Below are 22577 nucleotides of genomic sequence, written 5' to 3'. Positions count from 1 at the left end.
TCAGCAACACGACGCGTCCGGCCGGAACGCAACGCCGCGCAATGGGCACGCTTCATTTTTCCGGTCAGTAGCGCACGCTTGGCGCGCCTCTTGGCGCGAAATGCTCTACACGAAAAATGTGCCTTTGGAGGATGCGCTCCAGCAAATGACAATGCGCGCTGGGGCGCCGGGCTTCTTCGGCAAGCGCGAGGATCCCGGCGAACTGACGCATGCGGTCCGCGTGGTGGCAGAGGGCTTTCCTTGCTTCAGCGCGGAACTGGCCGCGCAAACGGACTCAAGTGCCACGCCCAACCCGCGCGTGACCAATACGAAGGTGGCGAACAGGGATGCTGCGCCGTCAGCCACGTCGGGACGGTCGACCGACCTAGGTTTCAGCTCGCGGTGTCATACCCGGCGCGCTCTACACCGTATGATCGCCAGCGATAGTCACTTCGACCGCGCGAAGACAAAAACTGCCGTGAATAGCCTGACGTCCAACCAGCCACTCGCCGATGACGAATTCTTCCGCCCTGCAGAGTTTTCCGACCGTCAGTGATACCGTGATTTACCGATTGTGAGATGTCAGCCATAGGGCGTGCATACTTCTTAATTCTGCCGCACTATGGCCGGCGATTTTGCATACGATGGTATTACAGATTAACGGGGCGGGCGCTGACGACCACCGAATGATGCACGGTGAACAGCATCTCCGGGATTAGCGGGCTGCTGATAGGCTACGGGTTTCTTTCCGCTGAACTGTATGTTTTGACTGCCGGTGAAAAGAATGTCGTAATCTTTGTGCCCAAATGTGCCAAGTAGGCCGAGAAATTTTGTGAGTACCTCTTGCGTAACTGTTCTATTTGAGTCGTATGCCTTGTATCGATCGGGATTGAGCGTAAAGCTACCATTGAAGACGTAGTCGCCTGTTGCGCCTACTTCCAGTGTTCCAGTGACCCGGCCGCCAACTCGACCAATGACGCCCGCAGCCCAAAGGTCCTTGGTTTGGTGGTTGAATAGATTGGTCGAGAACTCGGCGTCGAACGGGTAGGTGCCTGGTCCGTATGCTGGATTTTGAACAGCCTGATTGATTGGCCCAAAATCGTCTAGACTCATTTTTAAATTAAGGGACGCAATATTCATGGTCCGCTGGGAGCCGTCTCCAAACATCCAGTAATAGATCGCCGCTACAGACATGAACGGCGTGCCATAAAATTTGAACTCTGTCGCCGGACGCGAAGGCAGATTATTGAAGTACCACGTGCTGAAGGTGCCGAACAGCGTGCTCATGCTCCCTACGTTCGTGAATGCATACTCGGTGGCACCGGGCTGATTGGTGTAGCCACGGTCTGCCAGCCAGAGTGTGATCAACCCGTAGACGGCTGCGTGGGAACGCACCGCGGCTTCAGTGGCGTTCTGTAACCCTGTAGCAAACTCGACCAGAGCACCCGTGGAATCTCCGCGTTCGATGGCATCAAGAATTTTCTTGCCGTTGACCAGAAAAAAATCGCCGACCTTAAATACTGGGCCGGTGATGTTGCCGTTTGTGAGGACAGGAGGCAATCTGAACGGGACGACTTCGCCAGTTCCCAGCGTACCAGACCCGGGATAGTAAGGGTCCGTAATGGGCGAGGCCGAGATCGTGATCGCGGGCAACGTGGGATCGCCGGCAGCGAAGCTTTTTGCCGATTTCAAGAGCCCCACCAGCGATGCCGACCCCGAGGCAAGCAACATGAGACGCCGGATGTGATTCGTATCGGCCGGCTGTACATTTTTTGACGACTTCTTATCCATAGCGGCAATTCCTAGACAATGTGTAATTTGACAGGAATCCGAAATGCAATGTAAGGTGAAAGTAGGCGCAAGTGAAAACAGAATGGCAAGCTGTTTCGGTGCAGAGGGTTTTCAATCAGCGACAAACCCGACATTTGAGTCTTGGGAGTGCTTTGTGAAATGGAGATGACAAAATCGTGGTTTTTAGCGGTCGGCCTTCCGGCGTTGATCTGTTTGTTTAGTTTTGGCTATGCGTTGTTTCATGCCTTCCGGCTCGGTCGGACGCGGCCGACGCGTGCGGCTCGGGTTTATTGGATCGCATGCGCATCGGCGATGGTGCTGGGCACAGCTATCACCATCGACATTGCCAGGCGGTCGCCTGATGCGACAGCATTGGCGTCGCTGGGGATGCTGATTGTCGGCGTGGGGATCTTGGGCGTTTTGGTGGGGGCTGTGGTCCATGCTGCAGCATGGATGGCTCGCCACTGCAGGCGAAAACGCACTACCAGCTAATCGCACGCGCCACTCAGAAGATAGAGCCGAAGGGCTTCTGCAGCGAACAAGCACCCGCATGCCACTTGCAGAAATACGACCCTTGCTCGACGCAGATACGCCGCTGCTTGGCTGTCACGTAGACGGCGGAGTCTGCAACAACGCGTGATCGAGCATGCGTATAGCGGGACTCCCGTGGACCGTTGCGTGCCCCTGTGTTCGGCGATGACGGCAACATGATCGGCGCGACGATCGCGAACGGCTTGGTGCCAGCATTGAAATCAGTGCCGAGATCGCCGCTGGCCGCGCACGGTCGATCTGCGTGCGTGTGATGTACCGGCCTCGGATCACGCATCGCATGTCACGGGTTGCCGGCTAGGTACGCGCTCAGGAGATCAATCAGGCGTTCGGATGGCGCTAGTATCGAACTCGGCCAACTTTAGCGGGCAATATTTTTCCGTTTTCTGAAGCCGCCCCAAGTTCTCCCGCAGCCCGAAGACGATTGGCGCGCAAATGCAATCGGCTTTTCGAAACTGGGCATTCGGAGCGATGCTGATCTGTTTGTGTCTCGAAAAAACATGTTTGGACAGGTGCTTTTTGAATTTTACATAATATGTATAATCATTTTTTTTGATTGTAGCAGCTATATCCTAATGTCGTGTTCTGGCTATTTACAGATGTCGTGTTTTTGACTGCTGGCATGCTGGACGGCTCGTTGAGCAAGCACGGGGGCCGACCATGCAGCCAGCCGGATTGGTGACACTGACGATGCGAGAGCTTGATCGACTCAAGGTAATCCAGGCCGTGGTGGACACGGGCTTGAAGCCTGGGCGTGCGGCTGAACGGCTGGGCCTGAGCGTGCGCCAGGTGGAACGGCTGATCATCCGATATCGAGAGCAAGGAGCCAGCGGCGTAGCTTCGGGCCGTCGCGGCCGGCCGGGCAACCGCAAGCTCGACGACGGGCTGGCGTTACGTGCCCTGACCGTTATTCGCGATCGCTACGCCGATTTCGGGCCGACGCTGGCCTGCGAGAAGCTCTGGGAATGTCACGGCATCCGGTTGGCCAAGGAAACGGTCAGGAAGCTGATGACGGAGGCTGGTTTGTGGATTCCTCGCCGGCAGCGACCGCCGAAGGTTTATCAGCCACGAGCGCGTCGGGCGTGCCTGGGTGAACTGATCCAGATCGACGGCAGCGACCATCGGTGGTTCGAGCAACGGGCGCCGGCCTGCACGCTGCTGGTGTACGTCGATGACGCAACGAGCCGGTTGATGATGCTGCACTTCACGCAGACCGAATCGACCTTCAGCTACTTCGAGGCCACGCGGGCATATCTGGAGCGCCACGGCAAGCCGGTGGCGTTCTACAGCGACAAATACAGCGTGTTTCGCAATACGAGTGCCGGCAAGACAGGCCAGAGCGTGACGCACTTCGGCCGGGCCATGTACGAACTGAACATCGACACGTTCTGTGCGAACAGCAGTTCGGCCAAGGGACGTGTCGAGCGTGCACACCTGACGTTGCAGGATCGGCTGGTCAAGGAGTTGAGACTGCGTGGCATCAGCACGGTAGCCGACGCCAACGCTTATGCGCCCTCCTTCATGGCCGCCTACAACGCGCGCTTCGCGAAGCCGCCGCGCAGCGACTTCGACGCGCACCGGCCGCTGCGGGATGACGAGGATCTGGATGTCTTGCTGACGTGGCGCGAAACACGGCGGGTCACGAAGGCGCTGACGGTGCAATACGACCGGGTGCTGTACCTGCTGGACGACACACCGGAGAATCGGGCGTGGATACATCGCGACATCGAGGTGTGGGAGTACCCGGACGGGCGCATCGAGCTTCGAGCGGCGGGTCAGATTCTGTCGGCCCGAGCCTATGACCGGCTGGCCGAGGTGGATCAAGGCGCGATCGTGGATCACAAGCGCTTGAGTCATGCGTTGCAGGTCGCACAAGCGTTTCAGGCGCAGCGCGACAGCCGGCGGATCGGAACCGCGCCGTCGCGAACCCATCGAGGGCTGCCAGTGCGGGCGAACGAAGCGCATCCCGGCACGAAGAAGCCACGCCGGTTCACGGAGGCAGACATGGACGCAGCAATTCTGCAGGTTACATCTCAAGCGGAATCGAACCGGCGGTCTGCCAAGGCCCGCGGGTGAACGTAAGCGCCCTGCTGCTTCAGGCTCGGCGCTTCAACACGGCATGACGGAAAACCGATGAAACATGCGACATCTGTATTTAGCTGGCGCTACGACATCTGAATCCGGGTATGACATGATGTAAGAGCAAAGTTGTAATGTCGCCGGGTGCGCGCGGCACTGGGCAGGCAGAAGGTCTTCATCTCAGAGAAGGTCGTTCGGCGGTTGATGAAGCAGGAGCGCTTAAGCGCAGCCACAACGAGGCGACGTCGATACGGCTCCTACGCCGGCGAAATAGGTCCTGCTCCAGAAAACCTTATCAACCGGGATTTCCGGGCCGCAGCGCCGAATGAAAAGTGGCTCACAGACATTGCGGAGTTCCAGATTCCTGCCGGTAAAGTCTATCTGTCTCCGGTCATCGATTGCTTCGATGGGCTTGTGATCAGTTGGTCGATCGGTACGCGACCACACGCCGAGCTTGTGAACACAATGCTCGATGCTGCCATCGAAGCAATCGGGAGTAGCAACAGCCGGCCTGTGGTCCATTCAGATCGCGGCGCGCACTATCGCTGGCCATCTGGTATCCCCTGTCGCGTTGTTCAGGCTTTCATGGAAACGCCGCGTCGGCGCCTTCGTCCGCAAGAACGATAGGCCGGCAACGAGACAATTCATGTCCCGCAGACGGCCCCGTGTCGCAACGAGCGGAAAGCGATTGCGTGATTCGCGACAGGGTATGTCGCAAGCACGTCGCATACTGTCCGTCAGATTCAGGAACAGGAGATGCACACGTGAATACCCGCATGACGAAACCGGCGAGCGGCGAGCGCGCCGACCTGGCGCGACTAACTCGTTGTCACCGCAACTATTCCACAGCGCTGCGTATCGCATTGCGCCCGTGGGGATTCGATGCCTGCGTCGTCCAGTCGTGGATCAACGCACTGCCTACGCTGGATCGGGCTATCGCGTGGGAGATCGCGACCGATCGACGGGCGCCCGGCGCGGATATCGTGGTCCACGTCGTCAGGCCGGCGCCGGCAGCGCGCGGCCAGTTCTGCTGGAACGGCATCGGTGCGAACTATGCTCTCAGGCAATCGCTCGCGGCGTGTGGCACGGAGCTAGCACTTCTGATCGGCGATTCGAACCAGATGCCGGCCGAGTGCGTCGGGCACTGGGTCGCCGCCGGGGCATTGCCGCCGGCCGCAGCGCTTGCCAGGCTCGGCCGATTGATCGCGGCGTGCGCAGCGCCGCAGCAGCAGACGCAGCCGCCGGTGCGGCGCACGCTCATGCGCCTGATCTCGCGCGATCTGGACATGGCCTGAATGGCTTCGCGCGGCGGCCGCAGACGGAACGCCGCGCCGCCGCCCGCTTGTTTCTACTACAACGACGAATGCCTCCGCACGTCAAGCGGTCACTCCGGCCGCTCCGCAGCGTCGGCGCGGCTTGCACCGGCCGGCTTACCGTACATACGCGCAAGCTCGCTCGCCTCCCGCACGAACTCGGCACGCAAACCGGCGGGCGCAAGCACCTCAACGTTCGGCCCGAACGAGCGCAACCACCACCGCAACCGCTGGCTCAACAGCACCGTGCCCTTGACGAAAAGCGCATCGCCGTCGCGCGTATGCGCCTGATCCTTCGACATGGGTGCTTCGAGCAGATGCTCGCCCGCACCTTCGACGAACTTCAGCTTGAGCATCACCTCCTTCTCGACCATGAAGTCGAAGCGACGCTGTTGCTTCACATAGGCATCGAGCGAAAAGGTCGGCGGATAGTCGAAAGTTTCGAGCAACGCGCTGGCACGCGTGAAGCGGTCCATGCGGTACATCGTCGGTTCGGTCTTGCCCGGAGTGCCGCCCACCAGGTATACGAGCCCGCCCACCTCCACGAACCCGAGCGGGAGAATGATCCTGGCCCGGTCGTTGTCGGTGTTGTGACGCGGGCGGTAGACGATTTCGAGCTTGCGCTCTTCAAAGAGCGCGCGCGACACGATTGCGAACAATTCCCGGTCGATCAGCGGGTAATGCAGCGAGAAGCCGCCGCTTTCGACCGCGACCTTGCTCGCCCAGCGCGAATAGCGCCGCTCGGTTTCATTGCTCGTCCGCTTCAGCCGTGCTTCCGCGACGTCGAACATTGACGACAGCGATTCGGCCACCAACTCCGGAATCTGGCGCGACGAAAAGCGCCGCAACGTCTGCAGCGCGAGCGCCTCGTCGAACGTCATCATCGAGCCCGCCTTCGCGGCCATGCCACTCGCGCCCGCCTTCTTGCGCCACACCAGCGCCGTGCCGCGTTCGAGCACTTCGACGAGCCCGTCGCGCTCGAGCTTTGCGAGGCGCCGGTTGATCGTCCTGACGGTTGGCGTGTCCAGCGCGGTCCGCGACAGCCAGCGGTGAATGTCGGGGGTGCTGATGTAGTCGTTGTGCGTCGCCGCGTCGGGCAACGCGCGCATGATTTCGCGATCGAGATCGGACATGATGGGTAAGCGTGTCTCGCAAAGGGTCGATCACGCTATATCGGCCGGCGACGCGTATTCTTAAGCGCGCCGCATCAACGCTTCGCGCGACGCAAGCCCTTCAGGCGACGCAGCACGTGATCGAGCAGTGCTGCACGGTGCATCGAACGGACCCGCCGGGCGCAGATCCAGGGCGGCGCTACCGCATGCCGGACATTCAGGTTGAACGATGACCACGTCGCTGCGCGGCCTCAAAACGCGGCGCCAGCCGCACGCGCGGCACGTCATCCTGATCGGGGAAACGGGGATCCGCACGGCACGAACCCCAACCAGGCGGTCAGGCCGGGGGCGATGCGCCGTTCGCGGCGTTCACAGCATCCCGGCGCACCTTCTCGATGTACTTGCTCAACGCAACCGTGGAAAAGACGCCGACCGCAAACGTGATCGCAAATGCGGCAAGGCTCTCGAGCGGTGAATTGTTGTTCAGCATGATGGATGCTCCGTGGGTGTGCATGCGTGATTCGTTGTGTCCGTTCGGAGGATAGCCTTGCATCGCGACATTTCGTGTCGCGATGCACGGGGCAATGCGATGCCGCAAGCCGGCCGGACTAAAACCTGATGGCCGCGAAGGCGGTCACGCGCGCGGCCCAGTCGCTGCGATCCCGTTCCAGCCCACCGGCCTTCGACCGCAATTCGTCACGCTTCGTCTGTAGCGGTTGCAACTGCTCGTGCAAGGCGAGCGCGATGACTTCGTCGACGCTTTCGATCAGCCCCGAATAGAGCTGCGAGCACGTCTCCTCGATCCATTGGCCGCGTTGCAGCGCCCGATCGTGCCGGCTCTGGTTGTCACGCTCTTCGCCGTGATATTCGCGTGCGACATCGATCGCGACCGCGGCCAGCTGAATCACCGGCGCGGCCTTGTTTGCCCATGAGCCGAGCGTCTTCGACCAGCGCCCCTTGAGCCCGGGAATCTTCAATTTGCGCCCGAATTCCAGCAGCGTCTTGATTTCGTCCTGGTGGACGCCTCGCAACCTGCCGAGCGCGGCGTCGAGCATCTTGCCGGTGAACTCCCCACCGCATTCGTCTTCCGCGAGCGGATACTGGAGCCCGTCGGCGGCCAGCGCAGCGCCGATCCGGCCTTTGATGTTGCGCTTGAGCTCCTGTTGCAGCCACGTCTGTATCGTCTCGCTTACCGATTCGGCGACCTGCGTCAACATGGCGAGAATGGCGTCGTTCGATCCGCCGCGCGCAATGGCGTCGCCGATCGCCGGACGCTTCAGCGTCAGCTCGCTGCGGATCTTGTTCGAAGCCGCATTCGTCAGCAGCCTGAATTCGCGTGTGACGTGGTCGATCTGCGCATCGACCGCACGCATGTCGGTTTGCGCGGGCGCCTCCTTGTCGATCGCGTCGGCAACGGGCTTCAAAAGCGAACGGTCCAGGCCTTCATGGATCTGCTGCAGCAGTTTCCTCTCCCCGTCGAAATCGACGAGCCACTGCCGGAACCGGAGCATGAACACATCGAAGCGCGCATGCTCGAGCAGCACCGCCTTGTTTTCGAGCCGCGCGCGGCAAGCCGATTTGACGTTCATCAGAATCGTGGGGATCGCATCGAGACGCTGCGTGTCGAATCCCCGCTGCTCGGCATGGTTCAGCATCGCTTCTGCGAAACGCGCCTGAACCTCCTCGATGTGCCCGGGGGTGCCGTCCTCGTAGTTGAGCACGATGAAAAGTGGCCGCTTCCGTTCCAGCAGGTCGAAGATCCGACCCATGATGTCGCTCGAATCCTGGTCCTCTTGGCGCAGCACGAACACGATCAGGTCGGTGCGCTCGAGCTGTGCGAGGCTGATCGCTTCGTGCTCGATGGGCGCGTTGATCCCGGGCGTATCGAGCAGTACATGACCATCCCAGTCATGGACATGCACCTCGTCGGTCGTGGGAACGTCTCTGACCTTCGCGACTTCGCGCCCGACCAGCGTGTTGATCAGCGTGCTCTTGCCTGCGTTGTACGCGCCGAACAGCATGACGTGAATCTTCCGCTCGTCGATCCGCGCGTGCCAGTCGGCGGCAATGGCTTGCACGCCCGGCATGTATCGCTGCGCCAACGGGAGTGCCTCGTCGAGCAGCGTCTTGTATTGTTCAAACGGACTCATGTGCAATCTCCTCTTTCAACGCTTCCAGTTCATGTTCGCTGACGGATACGACCCGATCGACGCGCTCGACTTCCCGCATCATCAGTTCGATCGACGCCTTGAAGCTTTCCACATATGCAGTGACCGCGTTCGGCAGGCGCTTGCGCAAGTCCTGCTCGATCTCGGCATGCAATCGCTCGTAGCTCACGCCGACGGTCACGCGCTTGCGCTCGGTGTCGACGAGGTAGTCGCCCCCCTTCTCGCCGAGGAACGTGCTCGCCGCGCCGGCCAACAGGCCGCCGACGGCTTCGCCCACGCCGACGCCCGCGAAGGTTCCGAGGCCGGGAAGCAGGATCGAGCCGAGCACGGCGCCGAGCGCTGCGCCGGCCGCGCCCGCAGCGGCCGCTTTCTTCCAGCGACCTTTGGTTTCCTCGTATTCCTCGCTGACATCGTCGAAACCACCATATTGCCCGTCGCTCATCGCGAGCAGCGCCGCGTTGATCTCGCCCGCGTACTCCTCGAGCTCGCGCGCCAGGTGTTCGTCGATGGCGCTCCGGCTCAGTGCCGAGAGTTCCCGGTACACCGCTTGGGCGTCGCGACGCTGCTTGTGGCGCTCGAGCAGGCCAGGCAATTCGCCGAGAACCTCGTCCACGACGCGTACCGCGATGTGCGGGCCGTTCTTGTCGAGCGCCTGGACGGCATCAAGCGCCGTGTTCTTCACCGTGTCGAGATACGGGCGAATCTCCTTCTGCAACGAGCCGGCCACGTTTCTTTCGAGGTGATTGATCGTCAGCTCGACGGCCTTGCGCTCCTTGTACTTCGCGGCTTTCTTCAAGGTTGCACGCAGTTCCTCGTAGAGGCGCTGAAAGCCCGCTTCGTCGAGCGCCGCATCCGGATCGCCGCTTGAGCGAACGACATGGGCCGAGACCGACACCGGCCGGCGAACCAGTTCGACGTCCATCTCCGACTGATGGAGCTTCGTCCGTGCGCGTTCGAGCACGTCGCTTTCCTGCAACGCTCGGTTTTGCGCCGACTTGTTCCGCAGAACCTTGACGATTGCGCCGTCAACCTCGTCTTCGTCCGTGACGTCGCTTTTGGTGATGACCGGGACAAGCGGTTTGCGGCTCTTCAACTCCGCGCTCAGCGCGTCGAGCTCCTGCACCTGGCCGGGCGACGTTGAACTGGTGAGCCACAGTACCGCGTCGGCGCTGTCCGTGAACCGCTTCGTCAGGTCGCCGTTTTCCTTCGTGACCGAATGCAATCCCGGCGTATCGAGCAAGATCAGCTTTTCCCCGAGCTTGACGCCCTGAATGCGGGCGGTGGCCTCCGTTGCCGCTTCGACGAACGGCCCCGGAGCGTCGACAATCGCGTCGGCTACGAGGTAGAAATACTGGACCCGTTCTCCGTGGTGCCTGAAGCGTTCGCCGAGGAAATTGCAGAACGAGCTCTTTCCGGCATTGACTTTGCCGAACACCAGCAGGACGGCCTTGTCGCCGAAGGCTTCGCTCAGACGCCTCATCGGCGCGCTGCTGTCCCGATCACGTGCCCACCCTGCAATGCATTCCGTGATCCGCTTGCGCAGTTCCTCGACCTGTCCCGTCAGCGCACTGCCCTGCTTGAGTCCGCTCGCCTCGGCAGGCTCCATCTCCAGCCGGCGCGCCAGCCTTGACGACCACCCGTCGAGTTTGGCGAGATCGTCCTTCATCGCACGGGCGACATGCTCGAATTTTTCCAGCTCGCGGACAAAGCATGCTTCCTGGGTTTGCGGTTTCGCGATTTCTTTCACTTCCATGCCCCGTTGGCTATCCGTTGTTCTCATGCGGCACGCTCACGCCTGAGCGGATCGCGCGTCGCCGGTTTCCGGCGCGGCAGCCAGCGCCGCTTCGCTCTTCGACGAGAGCGAGTGCAACGTCCGCGCGACGTCTTCCAGGCGGTCGATTTCCGTCTTGACGACGTCGATCGAGTCGCGATTCGCACACATCTTCGCCGTGTCCTCGAAGCGACGTTCGAACGCCGCGTAGACGCCGGCATCCGGACTGGCCGAGCACGCGCGAACCAGCGCATCGATTTGCGCATCGGGAATCGTCATCTGATGTTTCTGGAAAAAGCTCTTGAACGCGATGGCCGACTCCTTTTCGGCGGCGAGTCGCAGCGCGTCGCGCGCCGATGTGGATACGACGCGGTTCGACGACGAAGAGTCGGAAGGCGAAGGAATGGCCTCCGCGATCCTGTTGATGCCGTCGGCGACGGATTCCAGCGCCGATTCGAGCAAATCCGTCAATGTCGAAAAGAAGGCCATGGTCATACCTCGCTGAATTTCTTGTAAACGTCGGCTTCAAGCCGCCAGAATTCGCGCTTGAATTCCGCAATCATCTGGTTTCGATCCAGCTTCAGCATGGCCAGCCGATCACGAAGCGCTGCATCTGCGATTGCGAGATGACCTCGCAGCACGTTGCAGCACGTCAGCAACTCGCCGGCGCGCGCTGCATGGACGTGGGCGGCGACTTGCGTGATCCGGCTCTTCAGCGCGCGCATGCCGCTCTTTTCGATCATCAGATGCTTGCCGTCCTCGCGCCCGCGCTTGTAGCGCGTTGCCGAGACGGGAAAGACCTCCAGCGCGCCGACCTGGTCGCGCACGATGCGCTCCACGTCGGCGAGCGTGGCTTCGTCCACCTGGTCGATCTGGGTCAGCACGACCAGCGCCGCGCGCCCCGAATGCATGGTGTCGGCGGCAAGGTCGGTGACCAGCGCCTGTTCGCTGCCATCGAGTTCGCCCTCCCGAACCGAGTGGACGAACAGGCGAATGTCGGCCACTTCCCACGTACCGCGCAGCGCAAGCCGATCGTCTTCGGACATGACGTCGGCATCGAGGCCCGGCGCGTCGAGCCAGCGCACGCCGTCTTGCTCAAGTGCGTCCAGTTGCGTGGTCTGTCGCGCATCGGATACGGCGAACACGCTTACGCCGATCAGCTCGTTCAGCAAGGAGCTCTTGCCGTGGTTGAATTTCCCCAGCACGGTGACGACCGGCGACCTATCGGCATCCGCCAGTTGCTCGAGACGCGAGATTTCCGCGTCGCGTCCGGGAAAGTACGCTCGAATTGCTGTCAAATTCATGAAATCAACGGTTTGAATGACGACACAAGGAGCGCGCGATGCAGCTGCGCGCGGCAATGCACCCGGTCAGGGCCGGCTGCCGGTCGGAAATGGCCATGCGGCGGCAGGGTTGAGGGCTGTCTTGGGGCCCGCCATCGGCTGCTGCGATGCGGGTACGTCAGGCATCATTTCCGGAGAGCCCCTGACTACGCGTTTGGGCTTCATCGATTTGCCGCCGTGCGTGCGCGATGGATCGGGAGACTTCCGGGGCGCCACCTTTTTGGTCGCGGAAGCGATGACAGGCGATGAATCGGGGCCAGGGGAAACGTTTGCGGGAGCCGCTTTGCCGCGATAACCGAATACCTGCTCCGGCGTAAAGCGATATTTCGTGATGCTCGCCCTTATTTCGTCGAGTACTTGCTGAACTTCTTCAAGGTACGCCTTCCGGGAAATCACCGTGGAGGACTCACATTGACTCGTCACCTTCCGCGAGGACATTTTTCATACTCTCCATGTGCGGGAACCGTGCACCCGAAGATGCAACGGGTTTTCCCGGTACAACGCCATAGCCACACGATTTCACGAACGAATCTCATTCATGCCGGATCGTCCGGAATCTGGGAACAAGGCAACGTTTTGTTAACGGAATGCAATATGCATTTCTTTATAGAGCCCAGTCAAATTTCTCGTTCGTGTTGCTACTGGAGGGCGAATCGGATATTCACGCCGGCGAACGGGCCCAGAGAGGAAGTGTGCCGTGCGATTCGGACAATTGGTGTCCCGATGGTGGATTCGATTCCGCAGCGGCGTGAACAACGATGTGTATGCATCGATCACGACTCCGATGCCGGAGATGCATAACCACATTCGACATCAAGACACCGTATGTCCGAACGGGCGTCGACAATACCAACTCGACAACTACAGGACAATATTCTCGATGCCATTCTCATCGGACATGCGGTGCCCGACGTTCCAGGCTTGGAATTGCCCCCCGAAAGACGATTCGGATAACAAAGTACATCTGTCTGCCAATGCACGGCGAGACCAACCGATGGCTGATGACCTCACTTTCAATCACGGGGCAATCAACCCCGCCGCCATGAAAATTCCGCTGAACGAGCGGCCCATGTCCGAGAAAATGCAGCATGTGGCCAACTGGATCGCGTGCAACTTCGACAAACCCGTCAAGGCGCGACAGGCCGCCGATCTCGTCGCGATGAGCGAGCGCACCCTGCTGCGTCACTTTACGAGCGAGATCGGCGTGACACCCAGCGCCTATTTGATGCGTGTCAGGCTGGCACGCGCGTGCGCGATGCTCGAATTCACCGCACTCCCGGCAGACTCGGTCGCTCGACGTTGCGGGCTCGGGAGCGGCGAGCATCTCGCGCGCCTGTTTCGCCAGCACTTCGGCAAAACCCCGATCGAATATCGGCGAGCGCATGCGGGCATGCGTGCAGCGGAGCGCGACTGCGCAAGCGACGCGCCCGAACCTTTTTCGCGCGGCGACGCTGCCGGCCGCTGATGCGAACGAAGTCCTCGCGCCGGACGCAATTTCGGAGGCGCGAGGTTGCAGCTAACATACGAGCCGGCCGAGTGCCGGCGAAGCAGAACAGGAAATGACCGGCAATCGGCCTGGAAATCGATTCGATGCATGCCGGAATCTAAACGAGCGACGGGCGGCCCGGCGCCCGATTCAATCTCGGCAATCTTTGGTGCGGCCCGCTGTAGGACTCCTTATTGATACCGTAGGGCACATGCCCCGTCGTTATTTGTCGCGACGCTGGCTTGCAATTGCGAACGTGGAGGTCGAAGAAGATGTCGGGTCGCGATTCGACGAGGAAAGGCACCTTGGGCAGGCCGCCGAGAAACATCGCCTCATCGATGGTCACGCCCCAGGCTGGCACCCATCGGGCCCAGCGAACGATGCGGCACCGCACCGCTCGTGAATATCGCACGCCCGATTGCGATCCCGTTATGCCGTGCCGACGTGTACACCCGAAGGCTGGTCACCGGATCGGTGCGCGACAGAATCGCGACCTCGACGTCATCCGCGCCGTTCGTGTTGAATGCAAGCAGCTTGCGCAGGAGCGGAAACGCGGCGCCGGGACCGGCCGGCACGTCCGGTCGCGCCGCCTGAATCGCGCAATACGCGGCCGGGTCGTCCTCCCTGAACACCATGTTTTCTTCCTCGAAATCGAAGAGCACCCGTGCGAACACGGCAACCGTCACCTTACCAATTGCATTCATCGAACCTTCCGTCGGCCGACAACGCATCTTGCGTTGCATTCGGGACATTTATCGTCCCGATCCGTCTCGCCGATTTCGCCGTCTCACTGATCGAAAAGGGGACACTGAATGACCCTGTTCACCATACAATCGTTAAAAATGGCTCAAAGGCCAAAACAACGACAACGACCACATTCAACGGGAACAGGCATGGCCACCTCGAATCTTGACGACGCAATATTTCGCATCCTTCCAACAGAACGGGATTCGGAACCATGGCTTGCGACACCCGAGGTATATCGGCGCCTGGAGGACCGCGGGCACCGGGTCGGTTACATCAGGAAGGTTCGGCGACATCTCGCGACACTGGAAAATGACAACCTGGTCGTCTCGATCGAGAACGGCCGTGAGTTGCTCTGGCGGCGCAAGCCGTGGCTCGGGGGAATGAGCAAAGCAGTCAGCCCGATGAGCACCTCCGAAGCCGTGGCGTTCCACCCCCTTCAGCGCTTTGCCGGAGACAAGCTGCCCAACGCGGTGACCAACGACATTGAGCCGCTCTTCAAGGCTGCGGAAATCCGCCTGTCACGGGAAAAGGATGACAGCCGGCGCTATCGCGCATGGGCGGACAAGGTCGATTCGGACGATGGGACCTTTGCGCTCAGACGCCCCCCGCTCAACTCGGAGATTTTCGAGACCGTCGTCACGGCAACGTTCTTCGAACGGGAATTGCTTGTGCAGTACCGTCCCGCATACAAGGCCGACCAGCCGGACGAGACTAAACCGAGCCCCTTGTGGCCACTGGCGCTCGTCGAGTCGGGCGGCGTCATGTACATGGTCGCGCAAAATCCCGCCCATGCTCCGCGGCCCGAGGCCGGCAAGACGAAGTGGCTGCGCACGCTTTATCGCCTGGATCGCATCACCTCCGCTGTCGAATCGGGCGAGACCTTCGACTATCCCGACGACTTCAGGCTACGTGCCTATATCGACGCGGAACAGGTTTTCGACTTCCTGCCGGAGCCCCCGGCACTGCTGGAGCTCGCGTTCGAAGGGAGTGCTGGAAATCACTTGAAGGACACACCGATAGCCAAGGACCAGAAGGACGAAACGATGCCGGATGGTCGATTAAAGATAACAGGCAGGGTCGTTCCGAGTCTCAAGTTGAGATGGTGGTTGCGCTCGCTGGGTTCTGCCGTGGAAGTGCTCGCGCCGCAGGCACTGCGTGACGAATTCGCGCGCGATTACGCGCAGCTGGCTAAGCGCTACGGGCCGATGAACCGCTAACGGCAGCAGGCAGCCCTTCGGTCATACCGGCTCAGATGCGGATACCGCGTGCAGGTTGACGGGCCGGCATTCAGGACGCTGCGCGCTCACGTCAACACACGCTCTCGCGTTGCACGCCGGAAATGAATCCGCACAACGGCATTCTGCCCGGATGGCTGCCTGCTCTCAATAAAAAACGACCTCTGAATGTGAAAGATCCCATATGAAGTTCACGGAATATGTCGTGCTGGATCGCGCGGCGCAGGCCATCGATCCATTAGGATTTCGTCGGCCCGCTGGTGCGTTGCAGGACTTGCTGTTTCCGCAGTTCACGGTACTGACACTGCGTCCGGCGTACCTCGGCGCGCTGTGTTGCTTTCTCAAGATCCTCGACGAAGGGGAGCTTGACGACACGGCCGGTTTCGCGCGTCGGTTCCGCGTACTGGAAATCTTCTGGGGCATCGCGAACGCGAAGGCGGACGCCCCAGTGATCAATATCACCAAATACCGGGAGCTGTGCGAAGGCGATATTCAGCTCTCGGCGATTCCGAAGAGACACTCGATCTATCAGCGATTGTCGTATGGCACGCTCGGCCATTACACCAGCGCGGCAATCCGATGGGGGCTCGTCGACAGGCACGGCAAGCGCCTGGAACCACATGGCGCCGCGCTGGCGGACGGCTTCTCGTCCAGACGCTCCAGCGTGCCGCTGCGCGACGCACTCACACGCTGGGCTCGCGCCGAATCGTTCTCGCCGGAGGAAATGGAGGCATTCGGCCGGAATTTTGGCATCACCGCGCCCGCGTCATTGCGCGAACAGCAAACGTGGAAGCAAGTCATCCGTGATTGGTGCGCCAAGAATCCGCGAACGGCGCCGCTCTGGGTTGCGCCCATCCAGATCGGCGACATTTCGGCCAAAGATGCCGGGCACTCAGATTACGTCGCCTTTTTCCAGTTGCTTCGCCACAGGTACCCCGGCTTGAAGAACGAGATCGATGCACTCTGGAACTTCGAACGCCTTTCGGCGGCCTCGCTATTCATATTTGAATTGCGCGTCGCAGCCATGGAATTCGGCGGCGGCTTCGAGAACGCTACACCGCCCGACCCTCACGCCCTGGCCGCGAATATTGTCGCGTTGGCCAGCGCATACATGACGGCACCGTTGTTCCAGGATGCGCGAGCGCTTTTCCGCACCCTGTCCGATTGCCGCCCCGACTATCACGCGTTGACACGATGCATCGTCGAGCATCACATCGAGCACCAACGTGCCAAAGGCACTTCGCCGATCATCGATCACGACGAGCTGATCGTGATGGGACGTGTCGACGCCGAGACGATGCGTCAGACCCTCTCCGACACGCAGAAAGCACACGACATGAAAGATTGCCTCGACAGGATCCAGTTCCGGTATCGTCGCCAATGGCACTTCGACAAATGCCGCCACTGGTACGACTGGGCCGAAGATCGGACGGAGGCGCAGCAATGACAACCCGGATTGCCTCGCTGCGAGATCACTTCGGTGAAATCTTCGAGCGTTCGGATCGCGATCCGATCCAGTATATTGTCGCCCTCACCTACGAATTTGACGACCAGCAGGTGCTCAACCTGAGCGCGCTCCAGCCACTCGGCAAGCCGTTCGAGCCGCGCATGACGCACCTGGCGCGGATAGCGCAGACAGTGCCGGTCATGATCTATGACGCGCGCAAGACCGGTGCCGATTTGAGGCTGCCGCACTTCATGGAGTTGTTGCCCGTCCGCATGCCGGTATACACCTGCCATCATCCCAAGGCCTACTTGGTCATCACCGCTTCAAGCATCCATTTGGTGATTGGCTCGATGAACCTCACGCGGTCGGGTCTGTTTGCCAATCGCGAGGTATTCGACACATTCCGCTGGACCGACAAGGAGACGGAAGATCGAGGGGTGCTGGCTGAATTTGCAAGAATCCTGCGAAGCGGCTACGCGCCGTTCGACTCCGCACCGCTCGCCGCAGCACTCACGGAGATCGGGCGGCGCCTCGAGCGCTGGCGCGATCTTCCGGACACGGGTCAAGCCGTGCTGATTCACCAGGGTTATGACGCACGGCATGGGCTCGCAGCTCTCGCTGAGCAGTGGACGGTGATCTACGGATATCGCGCTTCGCCCGAACGGATCATTGTCGTATCGCCCTTCTTCGACAGCACGCCGGAAGGTCGGGTACTGGTCGACGATATGCGCGAGACTTTTCCGCAACTGACGCAGCTTGACGTCATCACGGACGAAGCCGTTTCAGAGTATCTCAGTCAGCGTCACTTCCGTGGCTTCGCGTCTACGCGGCTTTCTTTGATCCCGAAGAGTATTTCCGGTCAGGAACGTACGCGCATCGAACAAGCGAACCAGCCGATCGACACGACCGACCATGCAATCGAACGCAAGCTTCACGCCAAGATCGTGATCCTTGCCCGCGGCGACGACGCGCTCGTTTATCTCGGCAGCGGCAATTTCACGCGCAAGGCCTGGCACGGCGGCAATCGCGAGCTCGGCGTTGCGCGCCCCAGTCGCGGAAACGTCGACTCACTGCTGAAAAGCCTGTGCCGCAGCCTGTCGGTCGACGAATCCGACCGCTTCCACGCGTTGCCGGCCACTCAGCCGGCAGCCATTGCCCCGTCCGACGACGACTACGTATCGCTACCCCACTATCCCGACTTCGTGCAAGGTATCGAATTGCGCACCTCGGAGACGTCCGATCACATGGTGTTCGTCGTGAAGACGCCGGCAAACCAGGTCGATCGACTCTCCCTATACAACGTCACGTGGGGCGCTGTTGATTTACGTTTCCACGACGGTCTATCGCAGCCTCTTGACCGGGGGCTGCTGGCCCGTTGCCTGCTGGGCGGACGAAACCTGCGATTCAGTCTGCGTGACAATCCGTCGCTGCACCACTATCTGCCATTCCGGCACTCGACGGAGTTATTCGCGCACCGCGAGCACTATGTCTTTCCGACGGCCGAGGACTGGATGTACCACCACCTCTACCCGGACCAACCGCTCGATCGCGACCCCGACGAGTACATACCTGGCGACTCACCGGCTGTCGAGGACGATCCGGCGGTCCTTGCCGCGGCAACCCGCGACCAAAACCCGGTCATTCGCATGCAGGGCTACCTGAATCTGTTCTCGCGTATCGAAAAGGAATTCGGCAAGCGTGCGAAGTCCTGCGCCGAAACGACCGTCTCAGAGCTTGCCGAACGATGGGAGCGGGAGATTGCATCGCCGCTTGTTACCTTTGCCGAGGTAATCGCGCATGAAAGCAAGGCGGCGCCCACGTCTACCGATACCACTTTCAAGCTCGGCGAACTTGCACTGCTCGCCTCCAGGCTTGCATCGATCCACAACGCGGGGAAGCCGCTGCTCGATCGCCTTCGCGCGATGCTGCCTGCCGACGATTCCGACCGCGTCGTTAGTGCATACCTTCGGTTCTGCCATTCGCAAATCCAGCCATGACATCGATAGACTTCGACAAGATCATCCGCACGACAGCACCTCGGCGCGAATATCAGGCGGACTGGACGCGGCAACGCGAAACGGCCAAGGCCTTCCTGTCACGCTTTGAAGACGGCTTCGATACCCAGCTCCTTGCCGATGAGGTCGGCATGGGCAAGACGTATGTGGCGATGGCGCTGCTTGGGGCGATGCTGAGAGGAAAACCCAGGAGTCAACGCCGCGCGCTCCTGATCACGCCACCCAGTGCCGTCCTGCGCTCGAAGTGGGAGCAAGAGCTACGCAGCTTTGGCGACACGTATCTCGGCACCGAAGGCAAGAAGGTGGCACCGCTGCGGCCGTTGATCGTCAGGGACTATTGGCAGTTGGTGGCCAATCTGCACGACTACGACAACGATCCGGTGGGTCGAGTATCGGACCGACGCCAGGGAAGCGTTCTAAATTCGTTCTGGATCTGGTGCAGGACCAATCAGTTATTGCGCCATCCCAATACGAACTTTCGTGCTAACGACGGCTACGACCGAAACTCGGAGGCCGCATTGAGCTTTACTTCAGAAATATCGATCTCCGGTTGGTGGGCCTTTCTGGATGCGCTCAGGGCGGCTCAAGAGCCGTTGGTTCGCGAGATGGCATCCCGGCTTCAGACGTATGAATACGACGACGCACTCGCATGGCTCAACGGCGTTTTCAGGGAGTTCACTGCTCAACAGAGCCGCTATGTTCCGGAAGTTCTCATTCTCGGGATGTCCGGGCTGCGGCGACCAAAGCTCAATCAGTGGGAAACGCAACGATTCTGTACCTTCTTGCTCGGCGTCCTCCTCGCAGGCGCGTGGAAACAGACGCGGGACCCCATCATCAAGGCGCTGGACGACGAGAACGTGATCGTGTCCGGGATGACCAGCGAGAAGCTCAAGCAGCTCGAGCGCGCCGATCTGTACAGAACACGCCACTGCGTGAAGCGTGTCATGGACAAGAGCGAGAGGTTATCGAGCGAATGGGACAGACTGCGCGCCAACCCGGATGCACACGCCATTCGCGCGTTTTTCAGGGAGCTAATGGATGCAGTCATCCTGGAGAAGATCGCCGAATCCGGCATCGAGTTGGCCGTGGTAGACGAAGCGCACAACTGGAAGGACGGCAACAACGGGGGGAACACCTTCAAGACAGTCTTCGCCCCGTCCATTCGTTACAAGCTGCTGATGTCGGCCACGCCATTCCAGCTTGCCGAAGGCGAGATGCGCCGCGTTTTCGATCGCGCGGCCATGCCGGGCAGCCGAACCCAGGCGGTCCTGTCCGAAATTTACGCGCCACAAGGTGTCGTCACGCAATGCCTGGCGGCCAATGACCGCTTTCGCAAGCAATGGGACCGTCTGGCAGACGATCCCGACGCAGTATCGGTACTGCACGAGACGACCACCGGCGCTTCCGCGGCCATCATGAGCGAGCGCATCAAGGTGCTCGCCGAAGACCGGCTGGTCAATCCTAATGTGCGCGCCATGTGCGATGAAGCGTTGAAGTACCGCGACGCGGTCCACAAGTTGACCGATGCTCAACGCTCGATCGTGATCCGCCACACGAAGTCTCGAGCTCATCGCGCCTTCCACGCAGGTCAAGACTTTACGAAGATCGATCTGCAACCGCAGCGAACGGCACTGTATGAAACCCGCGGCATGGCCGAAAATGCCGACGCGTTTATCCATTACCTCGCCATGCGGCTCGATCAGCAGCTTCGCATCCGCGGCAAATTCATCGACACAGCCAACGCACATTTGATGGGCGGACTGACATCGAGCAAGTCCGCCTTCAAAAGCAGTGCGACGGCGCTCAAGGATATCCCGGTGCACGTGGATGCCGTCACGCAAGGCTACATCACCATGTTCGACAACGCGCTTCAGCATCATGAGCACCCGAAGGTTCGCGCCACGGTGGACAAAGCGCTCGCGAATTACCGGAATGGACGCAAGACGCTGATATTCTGCGAACGCGTGGACACGCTCAAGGAGATCGAAGGCCTGCTGCGCGACGGCATGGAGAAGGCATCATCCAGCGGAGCGTCCGGATTTGTCGAGCGGCGCAAAACAATGCTCGAACGTTCCGAACTCGTCGACATGCGGCTGATGCGCATGTTGTGGCTATGCCGCTCCGCATCCGGTACGGACGAATTTTCAACCAGGGTTGCAGGGATTCAACCGGCAGCGATGGAGTTTGCTGCAAGTACGCTGGCGTACATCGGGGTCAACGTTACGCCACGTCGTGTGCATCGTCTGATGGATATCTGGGCCGTCTCCGAGGTAAGGGGCCGCTTTGCACCTCCGAAGGCGACTCATACGCTTCTCGCTGCGCTACGCGATGCCTTTCATGACCAGCAGCAATATGACCATGGGCTGGTGCGGTCAATTCTCGGCACCGAGATCGGAAAACCGGCCGACGTCGCGGCTGTTCGCACGGAAGTACTACCACATGCCGAAACCTGGTTTGCCGATACGATCAATATCTGGGAGGGAACAGATAGCGCGGCGTTCCACAGTCTGATATGGCGCCTGCTCGAAAACGAAGCGGCCATGCTGCTGCAGAATGACGGCAAGCCATCGGATGTCGCAAGATCGTTCTACGACACCTACGTAGCACTGCAGCGAGGACTGAGAAAAGTCATCCTGCGCCCGGACTTGTTCCGCGAATACGTCAAGGACGTGGTGCTGTCCGATCGCGCCGCCATCGCCCCGGAGCAACTCGCGAACGCGGTATACCGCGGCATTCGTGCGCCGCGCGGCGAGGGTGAATCGCCGTGGAGCCGAATGCACCGATTTGTGAGTGCACTCGTTGAAGCCAACGGCAGCATCAATCCTCATGCGTCGACCAATACCCAGCGCCGCAGCCTGTGGCGCGGAGTCAATATCCAGCCGACTCGCCATGGCGCCAACGATGACGAAGGGGAGGCCAAGGTCGGAGACGATGATTTCGCAGTTCAAACTCTATACGGCGCGATCAAGCCGGATCGGCGCGTTGTCCTGTGTGCAGCGTTCAACTCCCCCCTTGCCCCCGACATTCTGATCTGCACCTCGATCGGCAGTGAGGGCATCGATCTTCACAAGGAGTGCGCGGAGGTCATTCATCACGACCTGCCATGGAACCCCGCCAAGCTCGAACAACGCATCGGACGTGTCGACCGCGTCGGCAGCCTCGCAGAAACATCGGGCCAATGGGTTCGTGTCGGCATACCGTTCCAGGAGCAAAGCTACGAGAGGCTCCAATACAGCGTGCTGCTTGCGCGCGCCCAACGCTTTCAAGTGCTGCTGGGGAAGCCTGACTTCGAGCTGAATTCCCTGGACGAGGAATCAGGGGACGATAACGACGGCGATGTGAAGGAGCTTGAGGCAGATATCGATGCCACTAACGACGAGCCGTCCCCATCATTGCCCGAGGGATTTTTGCAATGGCTATCCGTTGACTTGTCCCTTGCCCGATGAAATCCAGGCCTAAAACGCACTGGCGAGTGGCGGCCGCGGCGATGAGCGCAACCATGGCGCTTGCGTCCTGCATGCTTACCCGTCGTCGATTACCTG

At 60.5% G+C, this 22577-nt stretch carries 20 protein-coding genes and 1 pseudogene; 11 read left to right on the top strand and 10 right to left on the bottom strand.

What is annotated here, in order from left to right:
• The first annotated feature begins 100 nt into the window (after window positions 1-100).
• Window positions 101-535: a hypothetical protein gene (locus PQB87_RS36820; RefSeq protein ID WP_301863694.1), complete on the top strand. Its 435-nt coding sequence runs from the start codon at window positions 101-103 to the stop codon at window positions 533-535.
• 101 nt (window positions 536-636) lie between these two features.
• On the opposite strand, the gene PQB87_RS36815 is transcribed toward PQB87_RS36820, so the two are convergent.
• Window positions 637-1770 carry a lipid II-degrading bacteriocin gene (locus tag PQB87_RS36815; RefSeq protein ID WP_111940923.1) on the bottom strand — a complete coding sequence of 378 codons (1134 nt, stop codon included), beginning with the start codon at window positions 1768-1770 and terminating at the stop codon, window positions 637-639.
• 159 nt (window positions 1771-1929) lie between these two features.
• On the opposite strand from PQB87_RS36815, the gene PQB87_RS36810 reads away from it, so the two are divergent.
• The 4 genes and pseudogenes from PQB87_RS36810 (at window position 1930) to PQB87_RS36795 (ending at window position 5693) form a co-directional block, all read left to right on the top strand.
• Entirely contained in the window at window positions 1930-2262 is a 333-nt protein-coding gene (locus PQB87_RS36810) for a hypothetical protein (protein WP_111940921.1), read from the top strand.
• 717 nt (window positions 2263-2979) lie between these two features.
• A complete protein-coding gene (locus PQB87_RS36805; RefSeq protein WP_301861659.1) occupies window positions 2980-4395 on the top strand; it encodes an ISNCY family transposase in 1416 nt (471 codons plus the stop codon).
• Window positions 4396-4536: 141 nt separating this feature from the next.
• Window positions 4537-4950 (top strand): annotated as a pseudogene (locus PQB87_RS36800) (DDE-type integrase/transposase/recombinase); the annotation flags it as partial.
• A gap of 212 nt (window positions 4951-5162) precedes the next feature.
• On the top strand, window positions 5163-5693 hold the full coding sequence (locus PQB87_RS36795; RefSeq protein WP_233345184.1) for a hypothetical protein: 531 nt from the start codon (window positions 5163-5165) through the stop codon (window positions 5691-5693).
• Window positions 5694-5782: 89 nt separating this feature from the next.
• On the opposite strand, the gene PQB87_RS36790 is transcribed toward PQB87_RS36795, so the two are convergent.
• The 5 genes from PQB87_RS36790 to PQB87_RS36770 all read right to left on the bottom strand — a co-directional run bounded on the left by PQB87_RS36790 (window position 5783) and on the right by PQB87_RS36770 (window position 11041).
• Window positions 5783-6844, bottom strand: a complete 1062-nt coding sequence (locus PQB87_RS36790; RefSeq protein WP_111941157.1) for a helix-turn-helix transcriptional regulator — start codon at window positions 6842-6844, stop codon at window positions 5783-5785.
• Window positions 6845-7160: 316 nt separating this feature from the next.
• Window positions 7161-7313, bottom strand: coding sequence for a hypothetical protein (locus PQB87_RS36785; RefSeq protein ID WP_181523061.1), 153 nt, complete (start codon window positions 7311-7313; stop codon window positions 7161-7163).
• Window positions 7314-7431: 118 nt separating this feature from the next.
• Window positions 7432-8910: a GTPase gene (locus PQB87_RS36780; RefSeq protein ID WP_181523062.1), complete on the bottom strand. Its 1479-nt coding sequence runs from the start codon at window positions 8908-8910 to the stop codon at window positions 7432-7434.
• A gap of 49 nt (window positions 8911-8959) precedes the next feature.
• A complete protein-coding gene (locus PQB87_RS36775) occupies window positions 8960-10744 on the bottom strand; it encodes a dynamin family protein (RefSeq protein ID WP_181523063.1) in 1785 nt (594 codons plus the stop codon).
• 36 nt (window positions 10745-10780) lie between these two features.
• Window positions 10781-11041 (bottom strand): hypothetical protein, encoded by a 261-nt coding sequence (locus PQB87_RS36770; RefSeq protein ID WP_146756331.1) that lies wholly within the window; start codon window positions 11039-11041, stop codon window positions 10781-10783.
• A gap of 22 nt (window positions 11042-11063) precedes the next feature.
• Here PQB87_RS36770 and PQB87_RS36765 point away from each other — a divergent pair, with 22 nt between their 5' ends.
• Entirely contained in the window at window positions 11064-11267 is a 204-nt protein-coding gene (locus PQB87_RS36765) for a hypothetical protein (RefSeq protein ID WP_146756332.1), read from the top strand.
• On the opposite strand, the gene PQB87_RS36760 is transcribed toward PQB87_RS36765, so the two are convergent.
• A complete protein-coding gene (locus tag PQB87_RS36760; protein ID WP_111941165.1) occupies window positions 11254-12066 on the bottom strand; it encodes a GTP-binding protein in 813 nt (270 codons plus the stop codon). The two genes, PQB87_RS36765 and PQB87_RS36760, sit on opposite strands and share 14 nt — an antisense overlap.
• A gap of 66 nt (window positions 12067-12132) precedes the next feature.
• Entirely contained in the window at window positions 12133-12543 is a 411-nt protein-coding gene (locus PQB87_RS36755) for a hypothetical protein (RefSeq protein ID WP_233345181.1), read from the bottom strand.
• A 556-nt stretch (window positions 12544-13099) separates the two neighbouring features.
• On the opposite strand from PQB87_RS36755, the gene PQB87_RS36750 reads away from it, so the two are divergent.
• Window positions 13100-13570: a helix-turn-helix domain-containing protein gene (locus PQB87_RS36750; protein ID WP_233345180.1), complete on the top strand. Its 471-nt coding sequence runs from the start codon at window positions 13100-13102 to the stop codon at window positions 13568-13570.
• Between the two features lie 139 nt (window positions 13571-13709).
• Here PQB87_RS36750 and PQB87_RS36745 read toward each other — a convergent pair whose 3' ends face one another.
• Together PQB87_RS36745 and PQB87_RS36740 are read right to left on the bottom strand one after the other, a co-directional pair.
• Complete coding sequence (locus PQB87_RS36745) at window positions 13710-13919, bottom strand: 5'-nucleotidase (protein WP_233345196.1); 210 nt, start codon at window positions 13917-13919, stop codon at window positions 13710-13712.
• Window positions 13920-13923: 4 nt separating this feature from the next.
• The gene (locus PQB87_RS36740) at window positions 13924-14334 is read right to left on the bottom strand and encodes a 5'-nucleotidase (protein WP_233345179.1); all 411 of its coding nucleotides are present in this window, start codon (window positions 14332-14334) and stop codon (window positions 13924-13926) included.
• Window positions 14335-14403: 69 nt separating this feature from the next.
• Here PQB87_RS36740 and PQB87_RS36735 point away from each other — a divergent pair, with 69 nt between their 5' ends.
• From PQB87_RS36735 to PQB87_RS36720, 4 genes are all read left to right on the top strand, one after another.
• Window positions 14404-15555, top strand: a complete 1152-nt coding sequence (locus PQB87_RS36735; protein WP_309251662.1) for a helix-turn-helix transcriptional regulator — start codon at window positions 14404-14406, stop codon at window positions 15553-15555.
• A gap of 202 nt (window positions 15556-15757) precedes the next feature.
• Window positions 15758-17020 carry a hypothetical protein gene (locus tag PQB87_RS36730; RefSeq protein WP_111941169.1) on the top strand — a complete coding sequence of 421 codons (1263 nt, stop codon included), beginning with the start codon at window positions 15758-15760 and terminating at the stop codon, window positions 17018-17020.
• A complete protein-coding gene (locus PQB87_RS36725) occupies window positions 17017-19017 on the top strand; it encodes a phospholipase D-like domain-containing protein (RefSeq protein ID WP_111941171.1) in 2001 nt (666 codons plus the stop codon). The genes PQB87_RS36730 and PQB87_RS36725 overlap by 4 nt, the downstream gene beginning before the upstream one ends.
• Window positions 19014-22481, top strand: a complete 3468-nt coding sequence (locus PQB87_RS36720; protein ID WP_233345178.1) for a helicase-related protein — start codon at window positions 19014-19016, stop codon at window positions 22479-22481. Before PQB87_RS36725 ends, PQB87_RS36720 begins: the two co-directional genes overlap by 4 nt.
• The last annotated feature ends 96 nt before the right edge of the window (window positions 22482-22577 follow it).

The organism is Burkholderia sp. KL41, assembly GCF_057005415.2.
The sequence above is the reverse complement of the archived record's forward strand: the minus strand, read 5'-3'. Positions and strand labels throughout refer to the sequence as shown.

What these genes read in the sequence shown, in the direction of transcription:
- PQB87_RS36820 (WP_301863694.1), top strand. Translation starts at nt 101, where the DNA reads ATGCTCTACACGAAAAATGTGCCTTTGGAGGATGCGCTCCAGCAAATG.
- PQB87_RS36815 (WP_111940923.1), bottom strand. Translation starts at nt 1,770, where the DNA reads ATGGATAAGAAGTCGTCAAAAAATGTACAGCCGGCCGATACGAATCAC.
- PQB87_RS36810 (WP_111940921.1), top strand. Translation starts at nt 1,930, where the DNA reads ATGGAGATGACAAAATCGTGGTTTTTAGCGGTCGGCCTTCCGGCGTTG.
- PQB87_RS36805 (WP_301861659.1), top strand. Translation starts at nt 2,980, where the DNA reads ATGCAGCCAGCCGGATTGGTGACACTGACGATGCGAGAGCTTGATCGA.
- PQB87_RS36790 (WP_111941157.1), bottom strand. Translation starts at nt 6,844, where the DNA reads ATGTCCGATCTCGATCGCGAAATCATGCGCGCGTTGCCCGACGCGGCG.
- PQB87_RS36785 (WP_181523061.1), bottom strand. Translation starts at nt 7,313, where the DNA reads ATGCTGAACAACAATTCACCGCTCGAGAGCCTTGCCGCATTTGCGATC.
- PQB87_RS36780 (WP_181523062.1), bottom strand. Translation starts at nt 8,910, where the DNA reads ATGCCGGGCGTGCAAGCCATTGCCGCCGACTGGCACGCGCGGATCGAC.
- PQB87_RS36775 (WP_181523063.1), bottom strand. Translation starts at nt 10,744, where the DNA reads ATGGAAGTGAAAGAAATCGCGAAACCGCAAACCCAGGAAGCATGCTTT.
- PQB87_RS36770 (WP_146756331.1), bottom strand. Translation starts at nt 11,041, where the DNA reads ATGACGATTCCCGATGCGCAAATCGATGCGCTGGTTCGCGCGTGCTCG.
- PQB87_RS36760 (WP_111941165.1), bottom strand. Translation starts at nt 12,066, where the DNA reads ATGAATTTGACAGCAATTCGAGCGTACTTTCCCGGACGCGACGCGGAA.
- PQB87_RS36755 (WP_233345181.1), bottom strand. Translation starts at nt 12,543, where the DNA reads ATGTCCTCGCGGAAGGTGACGAGTCAATGTGAGTCCTCCACGGTGATT.
- PQB87_RS36750 (WP_233345180.1), top strand. Translation starts at nt 13,100, where the DNA reads ATGGCTGATGACCTCACTTTCAATCACGGGGCAATCAACCCCGCCGCC.
- PQB87_RS36745 (WP_233345196.1), bottom strand. Translation starts at nt 13,919, where the DNA reads ATGTTTCTCGGCGGCCTGCCCAAGGTGCCTTTCCTCGTCGAATCGCGA.
- PQB87_RS36740 (WP_233345179.1), bottom strand. Translation starts at nt 14,334, where the DNA reads ATGCAACGCAAGATGCGTTGTCGGCCGACGGAAGGTTCGATGAATGCA.
- PQB87_RS36735 (WP_309251662.1), top strand. Translation starts at nt 14,404, where the DNA reads ATGACCCTGTTCACCATACAATCGTTAAAAATGGCTCAAAGGCCAAAA.
- PQB87_RS36730 (WP_111941169.1), top strand. Translation starts at nt 15,758, where the DNA reads ATGAAGTTCACGGAATATGTCGTGCTGGATCGCGCGGCGCAGGCCATC.
- PQB87_RS36725 (WP_111941171.1), top strand. Translation starts at nt 17,017, where the DNA reads ATGACAACCCGGATTGCCTCGCTGCGAGATCACTTCGGTGAAATCTTC.
- PQB87_RS36720 (WP_233345178.1), top strand. Translation starts at nt 19,014, where the DNA reads ATGACATCGATAGACTTCGACAAGATCATCCGCACGACAGCACCTCGG.